Source organism: Thiocystis violacea, assembly GCF_016583565.1.
In the GTDB taxonomy this organism is placed as follows: Bacteria; Pseudomonadota; Gammaproteobacteria; order Chromatiales; family Chromatiaceae; genus Thiorhodococcus; species Thiorhodococcus violaceus_A.
This window is the reverse complement of record NZ_NRRF01000034.1, coordinates 1-25,129: the sequence shown is the minus strand read 5'-3', so window position 1 is coordinate 25,129 and position 25,129 is coordinate 1. Positions and strand designations below refer to the sequence as shown.

Genomic DNA, 25,129 nt, shown 5'->3' with positions numbered 1-25,129 from the left:
CTTCACATGAGCTTGCGCCTTCACAAGGCTTCTTCGATTCGATCTGTGAACATCCTGAGCGCCATCCAGCCCGGGCGCCATCCCCGTACAACAGGCTATCACCTCCAGGCCGCTGACCGTGATCATCCGTGCTCGAATCGCGCCTTCGCACGCTGGCGTCTTCGCTACAGAACCTTCTATAATGCACGGTTTTATCCGTGCGGAGCTGTCCCATGCTCGACATCAATCCCCTCGTCTTCCACATCAACGATATGAAGGGACGCGTCGAGTCCCTTAGGGGGTATCTTTGACTACGCCGAGCGCAAGGATCGGCTGACTGAGGTCCTCCGGGAGCTTGAGGATCCGGCGATCTGGAATGATCCGAGCCGCGCTCAGGCGCTCGGGCGTGAGCGGGCGATGCTCGAAGGGATCGTGATCACGGTCGATGAGCTGACAACGGCGCTTGCGGATGCCGATGATCTGCTGACGCTCGTCGCGGAAGAGGGCGATGAGGAGACCCTGGAATCCCTGGCGGCCGACCTCGCCAAGCACGAGCGGCGGGTAGCGGATCTCGAATTCCGGCGCATGTTCTCGGGTGAGACGGATGCCAACAACGCCTTCGTCGATGTCCAGGCCGGCTCGGGCGGGACCGAGGCACAGGATTGGGCCGAGATGCTGCTGCGTATGTTCCTGCGCTGGGGCGAGCGCCGCGGCTTCAAGACGGAGTTGATGGAGGTGTCGCCCGGCGAGGTGGCGGGGATCAAGTCCGCGACCATCAAGTTCAGCGGCGATTATGCCTTCGGCTGGTTGCGCACCGAGACGGGCGTGCATCGGCTGGTGCGCAAGTCGCCATTCGACTCGGGCAATCGCCGCCATACCTCATTCGCGGCCGTCTTCGTGTCGCCGGAGATCGATGACAGCGTCGAGGTGGAGATCAATCCGGGGGATCTGCGGATCGATGTCTATCGGGCCAGCGGGGCGGGCGGGCAGCACGTCAACCGAACCGAGTCCGCGGTGCGCATCACGCACCTGCCGACCGGGCTGGTGACCCAGTGTCAGAACGACCGCTCCCAGCACAAGAACAAAGATCAGGCGATGAAGCAGCTCAAGGCAAAGCTCTACGAGCTGGAGATGCAGAAACGCCAGGCCAGCCAGCAGGTGATCGAGGACAGCAAGTCCGACATCGGCTGGGGCAGTCAGATCCGCTCCTATGTCTTGGACCAGTCCCGGATCAAGGATCTACGCACGGGCGTCGAGATCGCCAACACCCAGTCGGTGCTGGACGGCAATCTCGATCCCTTCATCGAGGCCAGCCTCAAGAGCGGCCTCTGAGGTCTCGGAGGATTTCCTAACCCATGAGCGACCAAGACGTGAGGGCCGCGAGCGCGGGCCAGGAGCATCCCGAGCCGGCCGACGAGAACAAGCTCGTCGCGCAGCGCCGCGACAAGCTCACCCAGCTGCGCGAGCAGGGCAACGCCTTTCCCAACGATTTCAGGCGCGATGTCGTGGTCGGCGAGTTGCATGCGGAGTATGAGGCGCTGGACGCCGAGGCGCTGGAGGCGCGCGCGCTGCGCGTGAAGGTCGCCGGACGGCTCATGACGCGGCGCGTGATGGGCAAGGCGAGCTTCGCCCATCTCCAGGACATGTCCGGGCGCATGCAGCTCTTCGTCCAGCGCGACCTGGTCGGCGAGGATGCCTACGCGCGCTTCAAGCGCGATCTGGACCTCGGCGACATCCTCGGCGCCGAAGGGATCCTGTTCCGCACCAAGACCGGCGAACTCTCGATTCGGTGCGACAGCATCCGTCTGCTCACCAAGGCGCTGCGTCCGCTGCCGGAGAAGTTCCATGGCCTCACGGACATGGAGAGCCGTTATCGCCAGCGCTACCTCGACCTCATCATGAACGAGGGGACGCGCGACACCTTCCGCGTGCGCACCCGCATCGTCCAGTTCATGCGCGACTATCTCAACGGTCGGGGCTACCTGGAAGTCGAGACCCCCATGATGCAGGTGATTCCGGGGGGCGCGGTCGCGCGGCCCTTCGTGACCCACCACAACGCGCTCGACATGCAGCTCTTCCTGCGCATTGCGCCCGAACTCTTTCTTAAGCGTCTGGTCGTCGGCGGCTTTGAAAAGGTCTACGAGATCAACCGCAATTTTCGCAACGAGGGATTGTCGACCCGCCACAATCCCGAGTTCACCATGCTGGAGTTCTACGAGGCCTATGCCGACTATCGCGACCTCATGGACCTCACGGAGGACATGCTCAGGCGCATGGCCACCGAGGTGCTGGGCCGCAGCCAGATCCAGTACCAGGGCGCGACCTACGACTTCGGGCGGCCCTTCGCGCGGCTGAGCGTGCGCGAGGCCATCCTCGCGCACAACCCGGGGCTGGAGCCGGCGGACGTCGACGATGTCGCACGGGCCAAGGCGCTGGCCGAGCGTCTTGGCATTCAGGTCAAACCGACCTGGGGCCTGGGTAAGATCCAGATCGAGGTGTTCGAGCAGACGGTCGAGACGCGGCTCATGGATCCGACCTTCATCACCCAGTATCCGACCGAGGTCTCGCCGCTGGCGCGACGCAGTGACGCCGATCCCTTCGTGACGGATCGGTTCGAGCTGTTCGTCGGCGGGCGTGAGATCGCCAACGGTTTCTCCGAGCTGAACGACGCGGAGGACCAGGCCGAGCGGTTCCGCCAGCAGGTGGCGGAGAAGGAGGCGGGCGACCAGGAGGCGATGTACTTCGACGCGGACTACATCCGTGCCCTGGAGCACGGCATGCCGCCGACGGCGGGCGAGGGCATCGGCATCGATCGCCTGGTGATGCTCTTCACCGATTCGGCCTCGATTCGCGATGTGCTGCTCTTCCCGCACATGCGGCCGGAGTCAACGGCTTGAGGGTGCCGCGCAACGCATGGGTCGCGCGGGCTTTGTCGCTCCCGCGCGCATGGGGCCGCTGCTCTATCCCTTCTCGGGGTACGCCTCTCCGGGCGCATCCATTGTAGAACAGCTGCTTGAAGAAGGGTCTTCAGGTCGCTTCCATGAAACCATAGGGTGGTTCCGACAGGCTGAGCAGAGGCCCGCTCTCGCCCAGACGGACTTCGCCGCCGTCGGCCGAGGCGATCTCGGCAACCACCAGGAGTGCGTAGCGGCCGGGAGCGATGGGCGCGACGTCGACCACGCGGCCGCTGGCCTGCTGTGAAGTGCTCGCTGGCGAGAAGAGTTCATCGCCGGGCTTGGGCGGTGTCTCGGCGGTCACCTCCGCCAGATACATGCGGCGCTTGAGCTTGCCGAGGAATTGCATCCGGGCCACGACTTCCTGCCCTGTATAGCAGCCCTTGTGAAAGCTGACGCCATGGATGAGATGCAGGTTGGTCATCTGGGGCACGAAGGCTTCGGCTGTCAGATCGTAGACGTTCGGAAGCCCGGCCTGGATGTCGAGCAGCGTCCAGTCCTGGGCGTCGGCCGGAGCGGCCTGCTCGGCAAGATGCTCCCAGAGACCGGTCATGGCAGAGTAGGGGGCCAGCACCTCGAAGCGCGCCGGGGTGCCCGGGATGCGGATGACGGCGAACTCGCCGCTGAGGGCGAGCCGGTTTTCCTGCTCGGGGGCCGGGAGTCCCCGCGCTGTCAGCAGGTCCGGCGCGCCGTCGCCCGCCAGACCGATGCGCACCAGCGCGTCGCTGGCGTCCTCGAGGTTCACCTTGCTGCGTAGGATATAGATCCGCAGCCGCTTGATGATCTCGGGCAGGCGCTCCGCCGGGGTCTGCAGATAGAGGGTGTCGCCGACCTGGAAGACGCGCAGGAGGGCGAGCATGCGGCCTTTCTGGCTGCAGTGGGCGCTGAGCTGACTGTTGCTCTCGGAGAGTTCGCGGATATCGTTCGTCAGCTGTCCCTGCAGATAGGTCTTGGCGTCGGCGCCGCGGACGGCAATGAGGCCAAGATGCGACAGGTCGAAGAGCCGACAGTCGGATGTGGTCTGCGACGCTGGAAAGGAGAGGCTGCTTTGCTCGTCGATACGCGCACCGCGCGCGATGAGGAAATTTCGCCATTGATTCATCATGTAGGGGACCTCGAGGCGGCTAGCGCCAGACGCGGGCGTCTGGGCAACAGGAAACTCCGGCGATTCTCAATGAAATCGCGCGGAATCGAAAGTCGGATCGGGCTGACGGAGTCCACCTGCGCCAGATGCCACACTCCCGCCCCGGCTGCTCGGTCGCGCGTCGGTTCCACCAGCGCCGCCTCGGGGCAGCGCGAGGGATCGCCAGGCGCTCACCCGAGGCGATCTCCGGGCGCCTTCAGGACATTCAATTCAAGAGAGCACAGCATCTTGCCGACACATCAACCAATGCCGCCCCTCGATAGCCTCGTGCTTTACAAGGTTCGGCCAGCCCGTGTAGTCAGTCTCGGAGAAAAGGTCGAGATTGAGCTGGATGGCGGCCAGAACAAGCGTGTTCGGCCCAAGGATATCGAGCTGCTGCATCCGGGGCCTCTGCGCAACCTCTCCGAGCTGGTCCCCCAGGAGGGGGAGCTGAGCGAGGCGTGGGAGCTGCTGGAGGGTGCCGAGACCACGCTCAAGGATCTCACCGAACTTGCCTTCGATGCCTTCACGCCGGCGACGGCCTGGGCGGCCTGGCAGTTGGTCGCCGAGGGTGTGACCTTCAGCGGCACGCCCGCGTCCATTCAGGCGCGCACGCGCGATGTCGTCGAACGTGAGCGCGCGGAGCGTGCCGCCAAGGAGGCCGCCGAGCGTGATTGGAAGGCCTTTCTGGAACGCATGCAGGCAGCGCGTCCCGCGCCCGAGGACGTGGATCGGCTCGGCGAGGTGGAGCGATTGGCGCTGGCGAGATCCGAGCACAGTCGCATTCTGGAGGCGCTGGGTTATCAGCAGACGCCGGGGAATGCGCATCGCGCCCTGGTGAAGGTCGGCCATTGGGACCGCAGCTACAACCCGCATCCGCTGCGCTGTGGCATCACGCTGGGGGATCCAGACCTCCAGGTGCCGGAGCTGCCCGAGGAAGCGCGTCTCGATCTCACCCATTTGACGGCCTACGCCATCGACGACGAGGGGAGCGAGGATCCGGACGATGCCCTGGCCCTGGATGGCGATCTCATCTGGGTGCATGTCGCGGATGTGGCCGCGCTGGTCTCGCATCAATCGGACCTGGAGCGGGAGGCGCGCGCACGCGGGGCGAACCTCTATCTGCCGGAAGGCATCATCAACATGCTGCCCAGCCGGGTGACGGAGAGGCTGGGTCTCGGGCTTCAAGCGATTTCGCCCGCCTTGTCGTTCGGATTGCGTTGCACCCCCGACGGCGACTTGGCCGATATTCAGCTCAGGCGCACATGGATTCGCGTCGAGCGCCTGACCTATGCCACCGCCGACGAGCGGCTGACGGCAGCCGATCCGGCGCTCCGCGGCCTTGCCGCCCTGATGGAAGGCTTTCAGCGGCGGCGCAAGGCGAATGGTGCGACGCGGCTGGACCTGCCCGAAGTCAGTGTGAGGGTGCGTGCGGGTGAGGTGCAGATCCGGCCGCTGCCGCGCCTGCGCAGCCGGGATCTGGTCACGGATGCCATGCTCATGGCGGGTGAGGCGGCGGCGCGGCTCTGTTTGGAGCACGCGATACCCATTCCCTTCGCGACCCAGGTTCCGCCGGACGGCGGGGAAGAGGCGTCGGATCTGGCCGCGATGTATGCCAGACGTCGCTGCTTCAAGCCGACCAAGCTCTCGCTCACGCCGGATGTGCACGCCAGTCTTGGGCTCCCGCTCTACACGCGCGCGACCAGTCCCTTGCGCCGCTATTCGGATCTGCTCGTGCATCAGCAGCTGCGCGCCTGGCTCGATGGTCGCGAGCCGCTCGATCAGCAGCAGGTGCTGGAGCGTGTTGGTGAGGCGGACGTTGCCTCCGTCGCGGTGCGCCGCGGCGAGCGGATGTCGAACCAGCACTGGAAGCTGGTCTTTCTGCGTGACAATCCTGGCTGGAAGGGCGAGGGCGTGGTGGTCGGCTTCGATGACCGCAAAGCGGTCATTCTGATTCCCGAGCTGGCGATGGAGGCACGCATCCGCTCGCGTGAGGAGCTTGCGCTCAACCAGCGGCTGCGAGTGGCTGTCAACGAGGTCGATGTCCCTGATCTCACGGCGAGCTTTCGAATCTTGGGGTGAGCTCAGGGGCTCATGTGCCGTTTCGTTGGGCCTCGGTCCTCGGCCCAACCTTTAGACATCAGGTGTGGCTGCAGCCGGTTCAGTCGCCAAGGGTGCCATTCGGCAGAATTCAAAGGGCTAATCGGCCTGGAGTTGATTTCCGTCAGTGAGCTGGCCCGCCGAGACCGATAACCTGCCCATCCTTGTGGATAACGCCTGATCCCTCATGCAAAAAAGGAGCTTGGGTCACGGACCCAAGCTCCTTTTACTGGCAGATTACCCCCAAGCGATCCGCCAGCGGTCGACGGGAGGCTCACAAGGGAGGTCGACCCGTGCAACCCCCTTCGCTAACTCAGGCACCCCATTTTCGGATCTCGCCAGTATCTACGTGCACGAAGTCGGAACGACGGTAGTAGCCGACACCACCGCGGTTGAGCGATATGGCGGCATCACGCAAGCGGCGTGTGGGCAAGTCGGGGAAGCGAATATCCATTGCCTGACCCGTCAGGTGCAGGCTGTTCTTTGCGACGCCGCTGGAGGCGCGTCGGAGCTTGGCGTTCGTGGCTGGCGAGCGATAGGCGCTGATGACGTGGTAGCAGGCGTCGGAATCGCCCAGCGAGTGCTTGAGGTCGTAGAGCAGATCGTACAATTGCGGATCCATGCTGGTCGTATCGCCAGTCCGGAAATCGCGGAAGAAGTAATTTAGCCGTTGGAGTGCCGATCGCTGGTAGCGGTCTCCAATGCGATAGGTGACATCGATCCGCTCTTCGGTATGCAAGTGATAGAAGGATAATGAACGCGGTCGATCGAATGAACGCTGGAATAGTCGGCTAGCAGCGGCAGGCGTTGTCGTGGCGGCTAGGGCAACCCCTAGGAAGTAACGTCGATTCATGTTCCCCCCGGTACACTTTAGGACGTTAGTCAGCTTCAGGAGTGTGAAATTATATACAGAAAAGTTTGGAAATCAATCATATTTTTCTTCGCGTTGATTCTTTTCTTACTTCAAGTGTATTCTCAAACTAACTTAATGAATATTTTAGGTAAAAATTGTAAATGTTTGATAAGGAAGGCTTTTAATGAGCGTTGTTATAAACTACATGACGGCACTTTAACGTGCTTGAAGTTCGCACTTGCGATGGTTGGTTCGCAAGCATGAAGTGTGATCGGCACGGCAAAAACGGCTGATTTTAGCTTCATCTTCGAGTGAACTGCGCTATGATTGAGATGTCTGCCGAACGGACGTTCGCTGGGCCGAATGTTCGCTGAACCGAAGGCTGAACCGATAGGTTTGATCAATGTATGGAATACTGAAGACTGCCTTGGCGGCGAGTGTCCTTGCCGCCATGTCCGCACCGGTTGCGCATGCTGATGTTTTCAAATACGTCGATGGCTCCGGTAATGTCTATTTCACAGATACGCCGCTGAAGGGCAATCGGTACAAGCTGGAGTGGCATCGCGAATCGCGCAAGCTGGTGCGTGAGAGCAAGCAGAAGTTCACCGTCGATTTCGATCGCAAGAACAGAACCATCACGGCGCGCGGCCGCGTCATCGCCAGCCAACCCGCACCCATGAGCAAGTCGGTGACTGAGCGGCGCGCTAACTACGAGCACCTCGTGTCAGCCAATGCACGCCGCTACAGGCTGTCTCCGGGACTCTTGCACGCGGTCATCCGTGCCGAGTCCGCGTATAACCATCGCGCGGTGTCGCACGCTGGCGCGCAGGGGCTGATGCAACTGATGCCGGCGACGGCCAGGCGTTACGGCGTCAACGACAGCTTCGATCCGGCCCAGAACATCCGCGGCGGCGCGGCCTATCTGCGCGACCTTCTGGATATGTTCGACCAGGACGTGAAGTTGGCGGTGGCGGGCTATAACGCGGGCGAGGGCGCCGTGCTCAAGTACGGCCGCTCGGTTCCGCCCTACGCGGAGACCCAGTCCTACGTTCGCAAGGTTCTCCAGTACTACGGCGCGGAACGGCCTTCCAGTTTCATCATGACGGCTCGCTGAGCAGTCGCGAGCCCAACGCAGTCGCGGCATCCCTGTGTCGCGCCTGCCTCGATTGCCCAACCGGGCACCGCCAGCCATCAGGTTTCGGTCAGTCCTCTCCAATCACGCGCTCGTCGCGCGGGATGGAGAGGAGTTTTTCGGCCTCTCCCTGTTGCCGCGCAAAGATCATCCGATATTCGACACCGCTGTCGCGCGGCTCTTCGGCACGCTGACTGCGCACGATCTCGCGCGCTTCTTGGTAGCGATCCAGGGTGGCGATGTATTCGAGCACCCGAGGCGGTGAAATCTTGTAAACGAAGTACGGCATTGCAGTGAATCCTCAAGCACGTGGGTGATGTCCGGGAAACCTGTCCCGGCCGCCACGATTCCAATATCGGGATCAGGGTCGCAGACTTGCCGGCCACATCTCAAGCCGCTTGGTGGCCCTGGCAGCTCTTGTCCGTTCGCTGCCCTGGCGCGACTGCCAGACACTCACCGTGAGGCGGGCGCGGCAGATGCGCGGCGCGCAAAGCGCGGGAGTGTAGCGCAATCGGCCGTGCGATTCCCCTGCCGAACCTCAGAGAAATTTGTTAGCTCTATAAGCAGATCCTTGTAAAGCGATGCGTCGACCCGTGGTATGGTGCCCTGGTCGGCGCTGGACTCGACTTGGCCCCCTCTAGCGGGCTTGAACGGCATGGCGCCGGGGGCGTCCGGGGCGATTCTCATGCCTGCCGACCTCGTCGGCTCGCGGCCCCTGCGGCATTTCGCAGACCCCCGCATGCCTTTGCCGGCACGCCCGATGACCCGACGGTGGGCGTTATCCGCGGCCAATCCGGCAGCCGTCACACCTCAATTCGAAAACACTTCAAGAATCCGTCTCATCCGCCTGGTCCGCGCGATACCGGTGGACACCGGATGAAGCCGAGAGGAGAGACAGGCGATGATCAATCCTGTGGGTTCCGACGTCCTGAAACCCTTGTTCGTTTACGATTCGGACGCGCATCATGCCTTGCTGAGAGAGGCGGAGGGCCTGCCGCAGGTCCTTATCAGCTCGCAAGCGGCCGGCAACGCGGTCATGATGGGCGGCGGTTACTTCAGCCCTTTGCCGGGCTTCATGAACCTCGCGGACGCCGTCAGTGTGGCGGAGACCATGCGGATGACGGACGGGCGATTCTTTCCCGTCCCCGTGCTCTGTCTGCTGGAGAACGTCGACGCGATCCAAGGTGCCAAGCGCATTGCGCTGCGCGATCCGAACGTGGAAGGCACCCCGGTCATGGCCGTGATGGACGTGGAGGCGATCGAGGAGGTCTCCGACGCGCAGATGGCCCTGATGACTGAGAAGGTCTACCGTACGCTGGACGGCGAGCATCCTGGCGTGGAGACCTTCAACAGCCAGGGTCGTTTTGCGGTCTCCGGGCCGATCCAGGTCCTGAGCTTTTCCTACTTCCAGGCCGACTTCCCGGATACCTTCCGCACGGCCGTCGAGATCCGCAATGAGATCGCCGAGCGCGGCTGGAAGCGTGTCGTTGCCTTCCAGACCCGCAACCCCATGCACCTGGCGCACGAAGAGCTGTGCCACATGGCCATGGAGCGGTTGAATTGCGACGGTCTGGTCATCCACATGCTGCTCGGCAAGCTCAAGCCCGGTGATATCCCGGCCCCGGTCCGCGATGCGTCCATCCGCAAGATGGTCGATCTCTACTTCCCGCCCAACAGCGCCATGGTGACCGGCTATGGCTTCGACATGCTCTATGCGGGTCCGCGCGAGGCCGTGCTGCACGCCTACTTCCGTCAGAACATGGGCGCCACCCACTTCATCATCGGGCGCGACCATGCCGGCGTGGGGGACTATTACGGCGCCTTCGATGCCCAGACCATCTTCGATGAAGAGGTGCCCGAGGATGCGCTGCAGATCGAGATCTTCAAGGCAGACCATACCGCTTACTCGAAGAAGCTCAACCGGGTTGTGATGATGTGCGAGGCGCCGGATCACACCAAGGAGGACTTCGTTCTGCTCTCCGGGACCAAGGTGCGTGAGCTGCTGGGGAGCGGTATCGCACCGCCGCCCGAGTTCTCCCGTCCGGAGGTGGCTCAAATCCTCATGGATTACTACCAATCAATTAGCTAAGCAGCTGATTAAGAAGCATTGAAGAGCCCGTCGCGACCTGGGTTGCGACGGGCTTTTTCATTGGCTTATCGCAGGTTCTTCTTGTAGGACGGCACGACCGCATTGCGCGCCTTGGAGACGTTCGCGAACTCCATGGTCACGCTGGCCAGCTCGACGCCCGAGAAATCGGTATTGGTGACGTCCGCGCGATGCAGGATGGCGCCGCCGAGGATGGCGTCGGTCAGGTCGACGTCGGTCAGATTGGCATGGCGGAAATTGGTGTCCTGCGCCGAGACGCTGCGCATCTTGGCACCGCTGAGGTCAGCGCCTTCGAAGTTGGCGAGGTTGATGATGGTGAAACCGTCCGGATCCAGGCTGGTGAAGTCGGCTTCGTGCAGACTGGCCCGGACCAGACTGGCGTCATTGAGGTGAGCGTCGCGCAAATCCGCGTGGCAGAGGTTGGCCTCGCGCAGATTGGCTTGGATGAAGAGTGCCTTGACGGCGACGACATGGCAGAGATCGCTGCCGTGGAAGTCCGTGCCGCGCAGATCCGCGCACTTCAGATTGGCGCCTCGCAGGCTCGCGTAGCGCACCTCGGCGCTGCGCAGATCGGCCCCCAGCAGCTTGGCTCCATCCAGATTCGCCCCGTTGAGCATGACCGCGCGGGAGGCGTGCTCCGCGCCCAGCCGTGCGCGCGAGAGGTCCGCGCCGCTCAAGTCCGCGTCCTTCAGGTGGGCGCCGACCAGGATGGCGTCGACGAGAATCGCTCCGCTCAGGCAAGCACCGTTGAGGTCGCTGGACGTCAGGTTGGCGCCGGTCAGATCGGCCCCGCGCAGGTCCGCGCCGTTCAAGGTCATGTCCCTGAGATCGGCGCCGACGAGCGAGTCGGCATCGATGGTTTCCAGGATCTCACCGGTCTCGCGATCTTTGATCTCTACCATTGCGCGTGTCCTCTGGGATAACGGCCGTCGTTTTCTTCTTCGAGCCTGGCTTCCGACTGTATCATCTGAGCGGGATGGGCCTCACTCGGTCGGGCTTGGCTCCCATGTCCGAAGATCCCAGTATCCCGCAAAGACCAACGACAATCAGCCACCCCGAGGAGTGCTTCCATGAAGCTTGAGACCCTGGCCATCCATGCTGGATTCGCGCCGGACCCGACCACCAAATCGGTGGCCACGCCCATCTATCAGACCACCAGCTACGCCTTCGACGACACCCAGCACGGCGCGGATCTCTTCGATCTCAAGGTGCCGGGGAACATCTATACCCGCATCATGAACCCGACGAGTGACGTCCTCGAGCAGCGCGTGGCGGCCATGGAGGGGGGCGTGGGCGGTCTGGCACTGGCCTCCGGGATGGCAGCGGTGACCTATTCCATCTTCACCATCGCCAAGGCGGGCGACAACCTCGTCGCCGTCGCGACCCTCTATGGCGGAAGCTACAACCTCTTCGCGCACACGCTGCCCCGGCTGGGTATCGAGGTGCGCTTCGCCGCGCCCAACGACATCGACGGCATGGCCGCCCAGATCGATGCCAACACCAAGGCGATCTTCTGCGAGTCCATCGGCAATCCGGCGGGCAATGTCGCGGATATCCAGGCCATCGCCGATATGGCGCACGCGCATGGGGTGCCTGTCATCGTGGACAACACGGTGCCGAGTCCCTATCTCTGCCGCCCCTTCGAGCATGGCGGCGACATCGTCGTGCATGCCTTGACCAAGTACATGGGCGGCCACGGCACCACGATCGGCGGCGCGTTGGTGGACTCGGGGAACTTCCCCTGGGCCGAGCACGCGGACCGTTTTCCCATGCTGAATGAGCCCGACATCTCCTATCACGGCGTGGTCTACACGGAGGCCCTGGGGCCGGCGGCCTACATCGCACGTGCCCGTGTCGTGCCGCTGCGCAACATGGGCGCGGCGATTTCTCCCTTCAACAGCTTCCTCATCCTGCAGGGGATCGAGACCCTGCATGTGCGCATGGACCGGCACTGCGAGAACGCCATCGCCGTCGCCAGCTTCCTCAAGGATCATCCCAAGGTCGAGTGGGTCCGCTATGCCGGACTCCCGGACAGCCCGGACTATCACCTGGTACAGAAGTACATGGATGGCGCCAAGGCCAGTTCGATCCTCTCCTTCGGGATCAAGGGCGGGCGCGAGGCGGGTGCCCGCTTCATCGACGCGCTCAAGCTCGCGGTGCGGCTGGTCAACATCGGTGACGCCAAGACGCTCGCCTGCCATCCGGCCACGACCACCCACCGTCAGCTCTCGCCCGAGGAGTTGGCTCGCGCGGGGGTCTCCGAAGACCTGATCCGGCTGTCGATCGGGATCGAGCATATCGACGACATCATCGCCGACCTTGAGCAGGCTTTAGCGGCAGCAGGTTAGCCTTGGATTCTCACCTGATTTCTCGTGACACTGCTCGGCGGTGTCACGCGCTTTCCAGCCCATGGTGCCCCGCTGGAATCGGCTGCTGGTCGGCAGGCGGCGCACCGCGTTGCGCCGAGTCCCCGCGTCAGAAGGTCGCGGCTGAAGGCCGGCCGCGCGGCTTGCCATGAACCGCTCCGTGACCCTCTTCCCGCTGCTCGCCCTCATCGGCGTCGCCATTGCCGTCGCGATGCCGCAGTGGCTCGTCGGACTCAAGCCGGGCATCCTTCCACTCTTGGGCCTGGTGATGTTCGGCATGGGCGTCACCTTGACGCTGGACGACTTCGTCGGCGTCGTCCGTCAGCCTGGCGTCATTCTCCTCGGCATGGCGCTGCAATATGGGGTGATGCCGCTTGCGGGATGGCTGATCGGGTTGAGCCTGGGGTTGCCGCCGGCCTTGCTCGTGGGCTTCGTGCTGCTCGGCGCGAGCCCTGGGGGCACCGCTTCGAACGTCATCTGCTATCTCGCGCGCGGGGACGTCGCCCTGTCCATCACCCTGACGACGGTCTCGACCCTGGCGGCCGTGCTGCTGACCCCGGCGCTGACATGGCTCTATGTGGGTGAGCGCGTCCCGGTGCCCGCGCTGGACATGCTGATGTCCATCGCCAAGATCATCCTGGCGCCGGTTGCCCTTGGCCTTCTGGCCAATCGCCTACTCGGGGCTCGCCTTGCGCGGGTGAAGGCGCTCTTCCCAATCGTCTCCATGGGCGCCATCGTCCTCATCATTGCGATCATCGTCGCATTGAATCACGCGAATCTGGCGGGCGTCGGGCTGCTTGTCATGGTTGCGGTGGTGCTGCACAACGCCATTGGCCTGGTTGCCGGCTATTGGGCTGCGCGGGCGATGCGGATGGAGGAACGCCAGGCGCGCACCCTGGCCATCGAGGTCGGGATGCAGAATTCGGGTCTGGCGGTCGCCCTTGCGGTCAAGTATTTCTCGGCGGCCTCGGCCTTGCCCGGCGCGCTCTTCTCGATCTGGCACAACCTCTCGGGTGCCGCGCTGGCGAGTTGGTGGTCGCGCCGGGTCGATACGAGCGTCATCCGAAGCGCCTGAGAAGCCGTGGTTTCCGTCCCCAATGGCTCTTGAGGAAGCCCTGGGCGCGCACCTGATTGGTGAAGAGGACCAAGACCTCGACCCCCTCTGCTGCGGGAAGCGTCGGAGAGCGATGCGTCCAGCGCCTCAGAGTCGATCGCTGAGGTCGCGGACGGCGAAGCCGCTCAAGGGCGTGGAGAGTCCCTTGCCCAACCCCATGACCTTGAAGCGCTCACCCATGGCGGTTGGCAAGAGGAGCTGTTTGGCACCTGCGCCGAGGTCGGGGGCATCCTCGGACTTGGCCATGAGCCGATCGATGCCGCAGCCGATGAGGAAGTGCGCTTGCGTGGTGAAGCCTTCGAGGTCGAAGCCGGCGCCGACCCCAGCCTCGGCGACGGCGGTGAAATCGACATGGGCGGTGATGTCCTGCAGGCCAGGCAGGCGATAGGGATCGTCGTGCGCCTGGTGACGGTGATGGCACATCAGCGTGCCCATGTGACGGTCGGGCTGATAGTAGGCGGAGCGCGGATAGCCGTAGTCGATCAAGAGCGCCAGACCCGCGGCCATGGAGCCGGCCAACGCGCGCAGCCAAGGCGGCAGGCGCAGGTTGATCTCCGAGCTGTAGCCGTGCGTCAGGGCCAGGCCCTCGGCCCCTAAAGCCGCCACGGCTTCGGCGAGATCAGCCGAGCGCGGCACCGCGGCGGTCTCTGTCAGCACGCCCGCGCCGTCTCTGACGAAGACCTCGAGGAGTTCGCCCGCCTCGCCGATGCGGAAACGATGCACCGGCATGGCATCCAGCACCTCGTTGGCGACCACGACACCGCGGAATGCCGTCGGAAAGTCCGTCAGCCACTCGCAGCGGTCCGCGAGCGGCGGGAGTTCGTCGCGCAGGCGCTCGCGCTGGCGTTGCTGGAGGTCCGGGCTGGGCTCGAGAATGCGGTAGCGATCGGGTAGGGTGCCGATCTCCAGGAGCTGCCCGAGGATCTGGGTCGCGAGCGTGCCGCTACCCGCGCCGATCTCCAAGATATCCCCACCGCCGAGCGCCGCGAGCACCTCGGCGCACTGGTTGCCCAGGCAGCGGCCGAAGAGCGGAGAGACCTCGGGCGCGGTGACGAAATCGCCCGATGGTCCAAACTTCTGCGCGCCTGCGACGTAATAGCCAAGGCCAGGTGCATAGAGCGCCAGCTCCATGAAGCGATCGAAAGGCAGCAGGCCATCCGCGTCCGCGATGGCGATGCGGATCTGCTCCAGCAGGCGAGCGCTGATGTTTGCCTCGAGCTCGGAGAGTTGGATGTCGGGGGCGGGAGGCACGTCAAACAGACCCCGTCGCCGTCTGAGGCCAGGTGCCAATATGTCGCCGCAACTGGATGAAAACGCAGGGTTCGCGCACGAGCGAGATGCCCGAAGGCGTGCTTAGACATGACATGAACAATACTCCTTGCAATCCTGTTAATCGGGCTGATTTTGACCTAAATGGTACTGATGCTCGAGTAGAGGCAAGATGACTGAAGACCAGAAATCCATCATCCATCCTGGCGATGCGCGCAGCTCGCCCTATCCGGTCAGCCGGCTGGCCCCGTCCTTCGATACCGGAGAGCTGGCCGCTGAGGTTGCGAAGGCCGAAACCATGCTCAGCGCCCGCACTGGCGCCAAGCTGCGCGTTATCGCGGACCAGATTCGGTTGCTTCAAGAGGAGGCGCGCAGGGTTCTGTCCGACGCCCGCGAGGAGCAGGTGCTGAACCGCGCCGAGTGTGCCTTCAAGCGCATCCCAGGCAAGACCTATCATCTCTACCAGCGCGGCAACGGCCGTTCCTTTTTCTCCATGCTGTCGCCGGCCGACTGGGGGGGCCGCAGCCCGCATGCGTTTCTCGGCTCCTATCGGCTCGAAATCGACTATTCCTGGACACCCGCCGAGCGCGCGGACGAGGCCGATGATACCGGTGCCTTGGTCGAGCAGTTGCTGCGCATCGGTGGTCTGTCGTCCGACGATTGAGGCAGCGGCGCTCGGCCATCTGGCGTTCGAGCGTCCCTCAGGCGGGTTTTTCGCCGCGCTCGATCAGAACCCCGACATCGACGCCGTCCCCGACCGCGCCGGGCTTGTTGAGACTCAGGCGCAGCCAGGGGACGCCGAAGTCCTCCCGCAGGATGGTCGCGCAGTGCTCGGCCAAGGTCTCGACCAGCTCGAACCGGTTGGCAGACACCTCCCGCACCAAACGCTTGGTCACGGCGTCATAGTCGAGCGCGTCCTCGATGCGGTCGGTCGCGGCGGCCTGGGCGACGTCGCTGGCCATTTCGAGATCGAGGATCAGGGGGCGGCGGACGCGCTTCTCCCAGTCGTGGATGCCGATGGTGGTCTCGATTCTGAGCCCCCGGATGTAGACGATGTCCATGCAGGCCTCTGGGAGAAATTTTGGTCGTCTGCCTATCTTGACCTGAAGGCGCTTCGCGGGTCCAATGCGGGGCCATGATGACCGCCATCCTTCTTCTCATCGCCGCCTATCTGCTGGGCTCCCTGTCCAGTGCCATCATCGTCTGTCGCCTCATGGGCCTACCGGACCCGCGCACCCAGGGCTCCAACAACCCGGGCGCGACCAATGTCCTGCGCATTGGTGGCAAGAAGCCGGCGGCCATCACGCTGGTGGGGGACTCGCTCAAGGGCTTGATCCCGATGCTGATCGGGCATCTGCTCGAGGTCGGGCCCGGCGTGCTGGCCGGGATCGGTCTGGCGGCCTTCATCGGGCACCTCTATCCGGTTTTCTTCGGCTTCCGTGGCGGCAAGGGCGTGGCAACGGCGCTCGGGGTCCAGTTCGGGCTCTATTGGCCGATCGGGCTCTGCGTGGCGGCCGTGTGGCTGTTCGTCGCCAAGGTGCTCAAGATCTCGTCGCTCTCGGGGCTCATTTCCATGGCCTTGGCGCCTGGCTTCGTGTGGCTCTTTTGGCCGGAGAAGGTGCTGATTGGCATGCAACTGATCATTACCGGCTTGCTGGTGTGGCGGCATCGCACGAACATCCGCAACCTGATCGAGGGCAAGGAAGGTCGGCTCACGACCAAGGCCGACTGATCGACTGACCGGCTCACCGGTCTCTTCGAGCGGGTCGCGCGGCGTCCGCGCGCCAGCCTCCGAAACCTCGGGATCCTTGCAACCTCGGTACCCCGGTCATGCCAATCCCTCGCTCAGCGCGAGAGCGGCCGCATCGTTCGAGGTCGTGCGTCCAATGCCAAGTGCCTCATCGCAGGGGAGCCAAGCGTGAGCGATCATCAGGACGAGCCCCGGCCAGCGCTTGCGGGGATCCCAACTCCGCCCGCGCGATTGCAGACGATCGACAAAACAGTGCTCGAGGCGCAATTCCAGAGTCTCGTCGCATCGCTCGATGCGGCGCGCGCCGCCAACGATTCACAGCGCTGCCTCACGCTGGCCCTGCAGACCCATGAGATCGAGCTGGAGATCCAGGGGCGCATGCTGCGCGACGCGCAGGAAGCGCTCAGGATCTCCCGTGATCACTACGTCAAGTTGTTCGACGATGCCCCGGTCGGCTACGTGGTCTTCAATCGCCGCGGATTGATCCGCAGCACCAATCTCACCGCCGCGGGACTGCTCGGTCACCCGCGCGCTCAGCTGGAAGGCTGCCCCTTCAAGCGCTTCGTCATCGGCGCGCAGATTCGGGGTTTTCTCGAGCATCTACGCCAGGTCTTCGACGAGGGCGTGACACCGCCCCGGGTGTGCGACCTGGTGCTGCACTTGCGCGACCCGGCGCCAGCGCGCGTCGTGCGCTTGTGCTCGATCCGACGCGACGGGCTGCTCGGCCCCGAGTGCCTCACGGCCCTATCGGATGTCACCGCGGAGCAGGAGGCGGAAAGCCAGCGTCTTGCCAGCGATCGGTTGCGCCAATCCGTGCTGGACGCCTTGACCTCACAGATTGCGGTGCTCGACGCCAATGGCCGCATCCTCACGGCGAACCGCGCCTGGCGCCAGGCATCCAGTGAACACGGCGCCTATGATGACCTGCGCGAGGCGCTGGGTCTGAATGCTGGCGCCCCCGCGCGGCGGGTCGACGATCAGCCCGGTGAGGCGGTCCTGAGCGCGGCGCGGGGCATCCGGGAGGTGATCCAGCGCAAGCGCGACGATTTCAGCATCGAGTATCCCTGTGATACGGCCCAGGGGCAGCGTTGGCTGCTCATGCGGGTGCTGCCGCTCGAAGGGGAGCAAGAAGGGGCTGTCGTCGCCTATCTGGATATCACCGAGCGGCATCGCGCTGAAGAGGAGGCGCGGCGCGCGCGCGATGCGCTTGCCCAAGTGGCACGGCTGAATGCCGTCGGCATCCTGGCCTCCTCGCTGATCCACGAACTCCTGCAGCCGCTGAGTTCGGCGGGTTTCTATTGCAGCGCGGCGACTCAACTGGCGCAGGGGCCGGCGGCGAATCCGGGTCGTTTGGTGGAGGTGATTCGTCGGATCGACGACCAGGTCCATCGCGCCGGAGACATCATGGAGCGTCTGCGCGCCTTCCTGCGCGGGCGTAAGATGTACAAGGTTTCGGTGGCGCTCGAGCAGATGCTCAAGCGCGCCTTCGAGATGGTGCTCTGGTTTGCCTCGGACCGCAGGGTGCAGCTCAAGCTCAACGCGCCGGATGGTCTGCCGGCCATCCAGACTGACCCGGTCCAGATCGAGCAGGTCTTGGTCAACCTGATCTGCAATGCCGTCCAAGCCATCGATGCCGCCAACTGCCCACGGCGCGAAGTCGTCCTGGATGTCATTCCCTCCGAGCGCGAGATCGAACTCATCGTCAGGGATACGGGGCCCGGCCTGCCCGCGGGTCGGCATGAGGCGGTGTTCGATATCTTCGAGTCCACGAGCGACTCCAGTTTCGGGCTGGGCCTCGCCATCAGTCGGGCGATCGCGGAGGCGCACGGCGGGCGGCTATGGGCCGAGTCATCGCCGCCAGAGGGTGCTGTCTTCCATCTGATCTTGCCGGTGACGGACCGCGACGACGACGGTCTCGACGACAGCTTTCCGTGATCGCTCCACGTCTCAGGCCGGACTCAGCTCCCCCATGGGCCAGCGCGCCCGCGGTCGGAAGACCAGCGGCTCATGCTGTCCGGCGCGCAAGCGCTGAAGACCCGCGAACGCGATCATGGCGCCATTGTCCGTGCAGAGTTCGGGGCGCGGATAGAAGGTCTCGCCGCCCTCGGCCGCAATGGCCCTGTTCATGCGCTCGCGCAGGCGCCGATTGGCACTCACGCCGCCTGCCAGGATGAGGCGCGTGCGCCCCGTTTCACGCAGGGCTCGCCGACACTTGATGACCAGGGTATCGACCACCGCCTCCTCGAAGGCGCGGGCGATGTCGGCTCGGGTTTGCGCCGGGTCGTTGCTCGCCACCAGCTCCGTCTTGAGGGTGTTGAGGGTGAAGGTCTTGAGTCCGCTGAAGCTGAAGTCCAGGCCGGGCCGATCGGTCATGGGTCGCGGGAAACGAAAGCGCTCGGGGTCGCCTTGCTCGGCGAGCTTCGCCAGCGCTGGGCCGCCAGGGTAGGGTAGCTCCAGAATCTTGGCGGTTTTGTCGAAGGCCTCGCCGGCGGCATCGTCGAGCGACTCCCCAAGGATGGCGTAGCGGCCGATACCGATGACGTCGACCAGCAAGGTGTGACCGCCCGAGACCAGCAAGGCGACGAAGGGGAAGTCCGGCGCTGGCGTCTCCAGCAGCGGCGCCAGCAGATGCCCCTCCATGTGGTGGACGCCGATCGCCGGCACCGACCAGCCCCACGCCAGGCTGCGCCCGATGGCGGAGCCGACCAGCAGGGCGCCGATCAGCCCTGGTCCCGCGGTGAAGGCGACACCATCGATCGAGTCCGGGGGCAGATCCGCCTCGTCCAACACCTGGTGAATCAAGGGCAAGGTCTTGCGGATATGGTCACGCGAGGCAAGCTCCGGGACCACGCCGCCATACTCCGCATGGATCTCGATCTGGCTATAGACTGCGTGAGCCAGCAGGCCCTGCCGCTCCTCGAAGATGGCGACGCCTGTCTCGTCGCACGATGTTTCGATACCCAAGACGCGCATAACGTTAGAACCTCAGCGATTGTCGATCGACATCATATTGCCTTTTGCAAGAAAAGTTCGTTTCGCGTTATACTTCGGGATCTTTTACCTTCCATCCATTCAACCGGAGATACCAAGGGACTTTCTATGCCCAGCGTTCGCGTCAAAGAAAACGAGCCATTCGAAGTCGCCATGCGGCGTTTCAAGCGTTCCTGCGAAAAGGCAGGGGTGCTCGCCGAGGTCCGTCGTCGTGAGTTCTACGAGAAGCCCACGTCCGAGCGGAAGCGTAAGAAGGCCGCTGCCGTCAAGCGTCATCAGAAAAAGTTGCAGCGCGAAGCGCGTCGTTGGGAACGTCCTTACTGAGTCTCTCCCCGATCTCGCGATGGGGATCTCGTCATCGGGATCTCAAGCACAGGGGCGGCCAACGCGGCCCGGCGTGCAGGGTCTTGTCGCGCATGACTCGGCCCCGCATTCCAGCCGAGGTCCAGGTCGCCTCACTCTGAAACGAATCCGGACCGAGGTGAAGCCCGCGACATGCTCAAGCAGCGCATCCAGGACGATATGAAGACCGCCATGAAGGCGGGTGAAAAGAATAAGCTGGGTGTCATTCGGCTCATGCTCGCCGCCATCAAGCAGCGCGAGATCGATGAGCGTATCGAGCTGGACGACACTCAGGTGCTGGCCGTGCTCGACAAGATGGTCAAGCAGCGGCGCGACTCCATCTCGCAATACGATGGCGCTGGTCGCACGGACCTCGCCGATGTGGAGCGCTTCGAGGTGGGTGTCATTCAGGGCTATCTGCCCGCGGGCCTGTCCGATACCGAGATTGCGGCACTGATCGATGCGGCCGTGGTCGAAAGCGGTGCGACGGCGATGAGCGATATGGGCAAGGTCATGGGCGTGCTGCGCCCGCAGATTCAGGGCCGCGCGGACATGGGCGCCGTCAGTGCGCTCGTCAAGCAGCGCCTCGGGAGCTGATCGCTCCGCTGCTCCAGCCTGACCCCTGGCATGGCCGGCAGAATTCCTCCTGACTTCATCGATGATCTCCTGGCTCGGACCGACATCGTCGATCTGATCGGCTCGCGCATCCAGCTGCGCAAGGCGGGCAAGGATTACCAAGCCCGCTGTCCCTTCCACGACGAAAAGACCCCCTCGTTCACCGTCAGCCCCGACAAGCAGTTCTATCACTGCTTCGGCTGCGGCGCGCACGGCACCGCGATCGGCTTCCTCATGGAATATGACCACCTCGTGTTCCCCGAGGCGGTCGAGGAGTTGGCTCAACGTGTCGGCCTCGAGATCCCCAAGCAGGGGGATGCGCTGCCGAAAGGCCCGGATCACGCGCCCCTCTACGGCTTGATGGAGCAGGCCGCAATGCTCTACCGCCAGCAGCTGCGCGAACATCCGCAGGCCGCGCGTGCCGTACAGTATCTCAAGGAGCGCGGCCTGAGCGAGGAGATGGTCGCGCGCTTCGATCTCGGCTTCGCGCCGGGCCGCAATGATTTCCTGCTCAAGCGCCTGGGTGCGAGTGCCGCCGCGCAAGCTCAGCTCCTGACGTGCGGCTTGATCGGCGAGCAGGACGGCCGCCGCTACGATCGCTTCCGCGAGCGCGTGATCTTCCCCATCCGCGATCGGCGCGGTCGCGTCATCGGTCTCGGGGGCCGGCTGCTTGGCGATGGCAAGCCCAAATACCTCAACTCACCTGAAACCCCCATTTTCCACAAGGGGCGCGAGCTCTACGGCCTCTTCGAGGCCCAACGGGCCAATCGCAAGATCTCCGCTGTCGTCGTCGTCGAGGGGTATATGGACGTCATTGCCCTCGCCCAGTTCGGGATCGACAATGCCGTTGCCACCCTGGGGACGGCCACGACAGGGGAGCATCTTAAACAACTCTTGCGCACGGCGCCCGAGCTGGTGTTCTGCTTCGACGGCGACCGCGCCGGACGCGCGGCGGCCTGGAAGGCGCTCGAAGAGGCGCTCCCGCTGGCCACCGGGCAACAGTCGATCCGCTTCCTCTTTCTCCCCGATGGAGAGGATCCGGACACCCTGGTGCGTCGGGTCGGGGCGGAGGGCTTCAATGCCCTGGCCACGGAGGCGAAGCCGCTCTCCGATCTCCTGTTCGATCACCTGGCCGAGCAGGTGGATATGACCAGCATGGACGGTCGGGCTCGGCTCGCCAGTCTGGCCCAGCCGCTGGTCGAGCAGTTGCCGCAAGGCATCTATCGCGAGCTGGTGCTCAAGCGCATCGCACAACTGACGGGCGTGACGGCGGAGCCCAGTGTTCGCTCTGCCAGGCGTCCTTACCGCAAGGGCGCCCAGGCGCGCATCCCGATGCGTTTGAGCTTGGTCGCCCAGGCGATTGCCCTCCTGCTCGACAATCCCCATCTGGCGGCGGAGGCCAAGGAGCAGGATGCCAGCTGGCGTCGCTCGACGAACCCAGGTGTCGATGTCTTGTCACAGCTACTGGATGCATTGCTCGAGCATCCCGAGCGGAATAAGGCCACCGTCCTGGAGCGCTGGCGCGAGCATCCCCATTTCAACTACCTGCAGCGCATCAGCGTCGATCCCTTCTTGCGCGACATCGCCGAGGAAAACCTTGCCGCCGAGCTCATTGGAGCCCTGCATCGCTTGAGCGAGGAGACGCGCAAGATCGAGCGCAGCCGCCCGTTCAATCAGCGTAGCACGGCGGAGTGGTCTGCCGAAGAGCGTGCTCGGGTGGAGCAGGAGGTGGAATCCGCCCGGATACGCCGCGACAGGCTCCACTGAAGGAATGATCTATCTGGTTTTTCTGGTGATTTCGTCTATCTATTGTGTGAGCGTGATCGATAACAGGTGTCCAATGCGCCCATCACACCGACGGATACACTGTTTCGCGGAAATACAGAGAGACGCCTTCCGTTTTATATGCTAAAATACGAAGTTCGCTTTCAAGTCGCCTTACCGCAGCACTGAGTCAAGGTAACCCATGGATCAAGAACAGCAGCAGTCTCAACTGAAGCAACTGATTGCCAGGGGCAAAGAGCAAGGCTATCTGACCTACACCGAGGTCAACGACCATCTCCCGCCCGGAATCGTCGAAACGGACCAGATCGAAGATATCGTTCGGATGATCAATGACATGGGCATCATGGTTCAAGAGACCGCCCCGGATGTCATCGATCAGACCCTGAGCGATAATGCCGTCTCCGACGACGAGGCGGCGGAGGCGGCGGCGGCGGCTTTAGCCACGGTCGACAGTGAGTTCGGCCGCACCACTGATCCAGTGCGCATGTACATGCGCGAGATGGGCACTGTCGAGCTGCTGACCCGCGAAGGCGAGCTGATGATCGCCAAACGCATCGAGGACGGGCTCAACCAGGTCTTATCCGCGCTCTCCGTCTATCCGCGCTCCATCGAGCGCTTGATCGAGATCTTCGACCGTGTCGACCGCGAGGAAACGCGCCTCACGGACGTCATTTCAGGTTTCAACGACGGCGAAGAGGAGCCCGCGATCGTCGCGCCCGCCGCGCCGCCCGCCGTCGTCGACAGCGGTGCCGACAAGGCCGAGCTGGAAGCTGACTCGGACGACGACTCGGACGACGATGATGACGACACGACCGTCGCGGAAGTCGACACGGGTCCTGATGCAGAAGATGCGGCGCGTCGCGCCAACCTGCTGCGCGAGCGCTATGGGGTGCTGAAAGCCGCGCTCGAAGAGTACGGTCGCAGCGACGAACGCTCCCGCGAAGCCATGGCGGCTGTCTCCGAGATCTTCTTGCAGTTCAAGCTGGTTGCGCCCGTTTTTCAGGAGCTCGCCGAGCTGCTGCGCACGACCATCGCGCGGGTTCGCGCCCAGGAACGCATCATCATGGGCTTGTGCGTCGATCAGGCCGGCATGCCGCGCAAGGATTTCATCGAGACCTTCCCCGACAACGAGACCAATCCCGGCTGGCTCGATCAGCAGCTCGAAAGCGGTAAGCCCTATGGCGTGCGCCTGGCCGACCTTGCCCACGACGTGCGTCGCGCCCAGCGCAAGTTGCAGGACGTCGAGAAAGAAAACAGCCTCACCATCGGCGAGATCAAGGAAGTCAACCGCAAGATGTCCATCGGCGAGGCCAAGGCCCGTCGCGCCAAGAAGGAGATGGTCGAGGCCAACCTCCGTCTGGTGATTTCCATCGCGAAGAAGTACACCAATCGCGGGCTTCAGTTCCTCGACCTCATTCAGGAAGGCAACATCGGCCTCATGAAGGCGGTCGATAAGTTCGAATATCGTCGAGGCTACAAATTCTCGACCTATGCCACCTGGTGGATCCGGCAGGCCATCACGCGCTCGATCGCCGACCAGGCGCGCACCATCCGTATCCCGGTGCATATGATCGAGACGATCAACAAGCTCAACCGCATCTCGCGTCAGATGATCCAGGAAATGGGGCGCGAAGCCACCCCGGAAGAGCTTGCCACGCGCATGGACATGCCGGAGGACAAGGTCCGCAAGGTCCTCAAGATCGCCAAGGAGCCCATCTCCATGGAGACCCCGATCGGCGATGACGAAGACTCGCACCTCGGCGACTTCATCGAGGACTCCGGCGTCATCTCCCCGGTCGATTCCGCGACCGCCGAGGGTCTACGCGAAGCCACGCAGAACATGCTCGCCAGCCTCACCTCCCGGGAGGCTAAGGTTCTGCGCATGCGCTTCGGCATCGACATGAACACCGACCACACCCTCGAAGAGGTCGGCAAGCAGTTCGACGTCACCCGCGAGCGTATTCGTCAGATCGAAGCCAAAGCGCTCCGCAAGCTGCGCCACCCGACCCGATCGGACAAGCTCCGCAGTTTCCTCGACAGCGACTGATCCATCTCGACGCCAGGGATGGCGCAACAAACCACTCCGTATTCCGGGGCCGTTAGCACAGCGGTTAGTGCAGGGGACTCATAATCCCTTGGTCGTAGGTTCGAATCCTACACGGCCCACCAATCAAATCAGTAACTTACTTGGCGAACCAAGATCCTGGAATCATCCGGGTTCTTTCAGGGTCCAATCCGCCCGTGAGTCTGGTCATTTTTTGATCGTCTGGACGCTGCGATTCACGCCAGCGGCTGAACTCGTCACTGGTCCAGCCGCCTCAGGACGTTCCGCACGGTGGCGACGGCGCACGTTGCCCACGGTGCGAGGCGAGCATTTGATGCCTTCAGCCTTGAGGGTCTCGGAAACCTTGACCTCGGAGAGCCCGGACAGCGCCAGGATGCGGCTGTCACGGTCGCCGTTTTCGTCAGTCTGACGATTTGCCGGACACCCGACCTGACTGATGCGGGATTCAAGCCGATCAATCTGCTCGCGGTAGCCAGACTCACGCGCCCGCGCTGCGGCCGCCTTCTCTTGCGCTTGAGCGACTTCGGTCTTGAGCCGCTGGATCTCGACATCCCGAGCCGCGAGATCAGCGCGCAGCCGCTCAA

At 63.7% G+C, this 25,129-nt stretch carries 22 protein-coding genes and 1 tRNA gene; 15 read left to right on the top strand and 8 right to left on the bottom strand.

The genetic code is table 11. The features are described from left to right. Window positions 1-212: 212 nt before the first annotated feature. Both prfB and lysS read left to right on the top strand, forming a co-directional pair. Window positions 213-1,311 (top strand): peptide chain release factor 2 gene (prfB, locus tag CKO23_RS14380; RefSeq protein ID WP_200332356.1). Its coding sequence is split into 2 segments (ribosomal slippage): window positions 213-287 and window positions 289-1,311, totalling 1,098 coding nucleotides; the frame shifts between segments, so codons are not numbered across the junction. A gap of 23 nt (window positions 1,312-1,334) precedes the next feature. Continuing rightward, entirely contained in the window at window positions 1,335-2,876 is a 1,542-nt protein-coding gene (gene lysS / locus CKO23_RS14375) for a lysine--tRNA ligase (RefSeq protein ID WP_200332354.1), read from the top strand. 130 nt (window positions 2,877-3,006) lie between these two features. On the opposite strand, the gene ygfZ is transcribed toward lysS, so the two are convergent. Continuing rightward, complete coding sequence (gene ygfZ, locus CKO23_RS14370) at window positions 3,007-4,038, bottom strand: CAF17-like 4Fe-4S cluster assembly/insertion protein YgfZ (RefSeq protein ID WP_200332352.1); 1,032 nt, start codon at window positions 4,036-4,038, stop codon at window positions 3,007-3,009. 285 nt (window positions 4,039-4,323) lie between these two features. Between ygfZ and CKO23_RS14365 the strand changes: the two genes are divergently transcribed. Continuing rightward, window positions 4,324-6,138: an RNB domain-containing ribonuclease gene (locus CKO23_RS14365; RefSeq protein WP_242482445.1), complete on the top strand. Its 1,815-nt coding sequence runs from the start codon at window positions 4,324-4,326 to the stop codon at window positions 6,136-6,138. A gap of 331 nt (window positions 6,139-6,469) precedes the next feature. On the opposite strand, the gene CKO23_RS14360 is transcribed toward CKO23_RS14365, so the two are convergent. Beyond that, window positions 6,470-7,009, bottom strand: coding sequence for a YcbK family protein (locus CKO23_RS14360; protein ID WP_200332348.1), 540 nt, complete (start codon window positions 7,007-7,009; stop codon window positions 6,470-6,472). A gap of 451 nt (window positions 7,010-7,460) precedes the next feature. Here CKO23_RS14360 and CKO23_RS14355 point away from each other — a divergent pair, with 451 nt between their 5' ends. Next, window positions 7,461-8,123, top strand: coding sequence for a lytic transglycosylase domain-containing protein (locus CKO23_RS14355; RefSeq protein ID WP_242482444.1), 663 nt, complete (start codon window positions 7,461-7,463; stop codon window positions 8,121-8,123). Between the two features lie 88 nt (window positions 8,124-8,211). Here CKO23_RS14355 and CKO23_RS14350 read toward each other — a convergent pair whose 3' ends face one another. After that, complete coding sequence (locus CKO23_RS14350) at window positions 8,212-8,430, bottom strand: hypothetical protein (RefSeq protein ID WP_200332344.1); 219 nt, start codon at window positions 8,428-8,430, stop codon at window positions 8,212-8,214. 612 nt (window positions 8,431-9,042) lie between these two features. On the opposite strand from CKO23_RS14350, the gene sat reads away from it, so the two are divergent. Further along, a complete protein-coding gene (sat, locus tag CKO23_RS14345) occupies window positions 9,043-10,230 on the top strand; it encodes a sulfate adenylyltransferase (RefSeq protein WP_200332342.1) in 1,188 nt (395 codons plus the stop codon). A 65-nt stretch (window positions 10,231-10,295) separates the two neighbouring features. Here the strand turns inward: sat and CKO23_RS14340 are convergent, their stop codons facing one another. Further along, a complete protein-coding gene (locus CKO23_RS14340) occupies window positions 10,296-11,150 on the bottom strand; it encodes a pentapeptide repeat-containing protein (RefSeq protein ID WP_200332340.1) in 855 nt (284 codons plus the stop codon). Window positions 11,151-11,318: 168 nt separating this feature from the next. On the opposite strand from CKO23_RS14340, the gene CKO23_RS14335 reads away from it, so the two are divergent. Continuing rightward, the gene (locus CKO23_RS14335) at window positions 11,319-12,596 is read left to right on the top strand and encodes an O-acetylhomoserine aminocarboxypropyltransferase/cysteine synthase family protein (protein ID WP_200332338.1); all 1,278 of its coding nucleotides are present in this window, start codon (window positions 11,319-11,321) and stop codon (window positions 12,594-12,596) included. A gap of 166 nt (window positions 12,597-12,762) precedes the next feature. Further along, on the top strand, window positions 12,763-13,689 hold the full coding sequence (locus CKO23_RS14330; protein WP_200332336.1) for a bile acid:sodium symporter family protein: 927 nt from the start codon (window positions 12,763-12,765) through the stop codon (window positions 13,687-13,689). Window positions 13,690-13,815: 126 nt separating this feature from the next. On the opposite strand, the gene CKO23_RS14325 is transcribed toward CKO23_RS14330, so the two are convergent. Then, window positions 13,816-14,979 carry a class I SAM-dependent methyltransferase gene (locus tag CKO23_RS14325; protein ID WP_346014612.1) on the bottom strand — a complete coding sequence of 388 codons (1,164 nt, stop codon included), beginning with the start codon at window positions 14,977-14,979 and terminating at the stop codon, window positions 13,816-13,818. A 190-nt stretch (window positions 14,980-15,169) separates the two neighbouring features. Here CKO23_RS14325 and CKO23_RS14320 point away from each other — a divergent pair, with 190 nt between their 5' ends. Continuing rightward, entirely contained in the window at window positions 15,170-15,661 is a 492-nt protein-coding gene (locus CKO23_RS14320) for a DUF2452 domain-containing protein (protein WP_200332334.1), read from the top strand. Between the two features lie 37 nt (window positions 15,662-15,698). On the opposite strand, the gene folB is transcribed toward CKO23_RS14320, so the two are convergent. Then, window positions 15,699-16,058 (bottom strand): dihydroneopterin aldolase, encoded by a 360-nt coding sequence (gene folB / locus CKO23_RS14315; protein WP_200332332.1) that lies wholly within the window; start codon window positions 16,056-16,058, stop codon window positions 15,699-15,701. 74 nt (window positions 16,059-16,132) lie between these two features. On the opposite strand from folB, the gene plsY reads away from it, so the two are divergent. After that, a complete protein-coding gene (gene plsY, locus CKO23_RS14310; protein ID WP_200332330.1) occupies window positions 16,133-16,729 on the top strand; it encodes a glycerol-3-phosphate 1-O-acyltransferase PlsY in 597 nt (198 codons plus the stop codon). 186 nt (window positions 16,730-16,915) lie between these two features. Beyond that, window positions 16,916-18,682, top strand: coding sequence for an ATP-binding protein (locus CKO23_RS14305; RefSeq protein WP_200332328.1), 1,767 nt, complete (start codon window positions 16,916-16,918; stop codon window positions 18,680-18,682). 12 nt (window positions 18,683-18,694) lie between these two features. Here CKO23_RS14305 and tsaD read toward each other — a convergent pair whose 3' ends face one another. Beyond that, the gene (gene tsaD / locus CKO23_RS14300; protein ID WP_200332320.1) at window positions 18,695-19,720 is read right to left on the bottom strand and encodes a tRNA (adenosine(37)-N6)-threonylcarbamoyltransferase complex transferase subunit TsaD; all 1,026 of its coding nucleotides are present in this window, start codon (window positions 19,718-19,720) and stop codon (window positions 18,695-18,697) included. A 126-nt stretch (window positions 19,721-19,846) separates the two neighbouring features. Here tsaD and rpsU point away from each other — a divergent pair, with 126 nt between their 5' ends. The 5 genes from rpsU to CKO23_RS14275 all read left to right on the top strand — a co-directional run bounded on the left by rpsU (window position 19,847) and on the right by CKO23_RS14275 (window position 24,649). Then, window positions 19,847-20,062, top strand: a complete 216-nt coding sequence (gene rpsU / locus CKO23_RS14295; RefSeq protein WP_005220880.1) for a 30S ribosomal protein S21 — start codon at window positions 19,847-19,849, stop codon at window positions 20,060-20,062. A gap of 171 nt (window positions 20,063-20,233) precedes the next feature. Next, window positions 20,234-20,677, top strand: coding sequence for a GatB/YqeY domain-containing protein (locus CKO23_RS14290; protein ID WP_200332318.1), 444 nt, complete (start codon window positions 20,234-20,236; stop codon window positions 20,675-20,677). A gap of 30 nt (window positions 20,678-20,707) precedes the next feature. Further along, window positions 20,708-22,462 (top strand): DNA primase, encoded by a 1,755-nt coding sequence (dnaG, locus tag CKO23_RS14285; protein WP_200332316.1) that lies wholly within the window; start codon window positions 20,708-20,710, stop codon window positions 22,460-22,462. Window positions 22,463-22,661: 199 nt separating this feature from the next. Further along, a complete protein-coding gene (gene rpoD / locus CKO23_RS14280; RefSeq protein ID WP_200332314.1) occupies window positions 22,662-24,527 on the top strand; it encodes an RNA polymerase sigma factor RpoD in 1,866 nt (621 codons plus the stop codon). A gap of 46 nt (window positions 24,528-24,573) precedes the next feature. Continuing rightward, window positions 24,574-24,649: transfer RNA gene (locus CKO23_RS14275), tRNA-Ile, on the top strand. Window positions 24,650-24,731: 82 nt separating this feature from the next. On the opposite strand, the gene CKO23_RS14270 is transcribed toward CKO23_RS14275, so the two are convergent. Next, on the bottom strand, window positions 24,732-25,129 hold a 398-nt coding region (locus tag CKO23_RS14270), incomplete at its 5' end, for a hypothetical protein (RefSeq protein WP_200332312.1).

Coding starts and splice junctions, on each gene's coding strand:
- tsaD (WP_200332320.1), bottom strand. CDS start 19,720: ATGCGCGTCTTGGGTATCGAAACATCGTGCGACGAGACAGGCGTCGCC.
- CKO23_RS14330 (WP_200332336.1), top strand. CDS start 12,763: ATGAACCGCTCCGTGACCCTCTTCCCGCTGCTCGCCCTCATCGGCGTC.
- CKO23_RS14355 (WP_242482444.1), top strand. CDS start 7,461: ATGTCCGCACCGGTTGCGCATGCTGATGTTTTCAAATACGTCGATGGC.
- folB (WP_200332332.1), bottom strand. CDS start 16,058: ATGGACATCGTCTACATCCGGGGGCTCAGAATCGAGACCACCATCGGC.
- ygfZ (WP_200332352.1), bottom strand. CDS start 4,038: ATGATGAATCAATGGCGAAATTTCCTCATCGCGCGCGGTGCGCGTATC.
- CKO23_RS14290 (WP_200332318.1), top strand. CDS start 20,234: ATGCTCAAGCAGCGCATCCAGGACGATATGAAGACCGCCATGAAGGCG.
- CKO23_RS14340 (WP_200332340.1), bottom strand. CDS start 11,150: ATGGTAGAGATCAAAGATCGCGAGACCGGTGAGATCCTGGAAACCATC.
- rpoD (WP_200332314.1), top strand. CDS start 22,662: ATGGATCAAGAACAGCAGCAGTCTCAACTGAAGCAACTGATTGCCAGG.
- CKO23_RS14360 (WP_200332348.1), bottom strand. CDS start 7,009: ATGAATCGACGTTACTTCCTAGGGGTTGCCCTAGCCGCCACGACAACG.
- lysS (WP_200332354.1), top strand. CDS start 1,335: ATGAGCGACCAAGACGTGAGGGCCGCGAGCGCGGGCCAGGAGCATCCC.
- rpsU (WP_005220880.1), top strand. CDS start 19,847: ATGCCCAGCGTTCGCGTCAAAGAAAACGAGCCATTCGAAGTCGCCATG.
- CKO23_RS14335 (WP_200332338.1), top strand. CDS start 11,319: ATGAAGCTTGAGACCCTGGCCATCCATGCTGGATTCGCGCCGGACCCG.
- dnaG (WP_200332316.1), top strand. CDS start 20,708: ATGGCCGGCAGAATTCCTCCTGACTTCATCGATGATCTCCTGGCTCGG.
- sat (WP_200332342.1), top strand. CDS start 9,043: ATGATCAATCCTGTGGGTTCCGACGTCCTGAAACCCTTGTTCGTTTAC.
- CKO23_RS14365 (WP_242482445.1), top strand. CDS start 4,324: ATGCCGCCCCTCGATAGCCTCGTGCTTTACAAGGTTCGGCCAGCCCGT.
- CKO23_RS14350 (WP_200332344.1), bottom strand. CDS start 8,430: ATGCCGTACTTCGTTTACAAGATTTCACCGCCTCGGGTGCTCGAATAC.
- CKO23_RS14320 (WP_200332334.1), top strand. CDS start 15,170: ATGACTGAAGACCAGAAATCCATCATCCATCCTGGCGATGCGCGCAGC.
- plsY (WP_200332330.1), top strand. CDS start 16,133: ATGATGACCGCCATCCTTCTTCTCATCGCCGCCTATCTGCTGGGCTCC.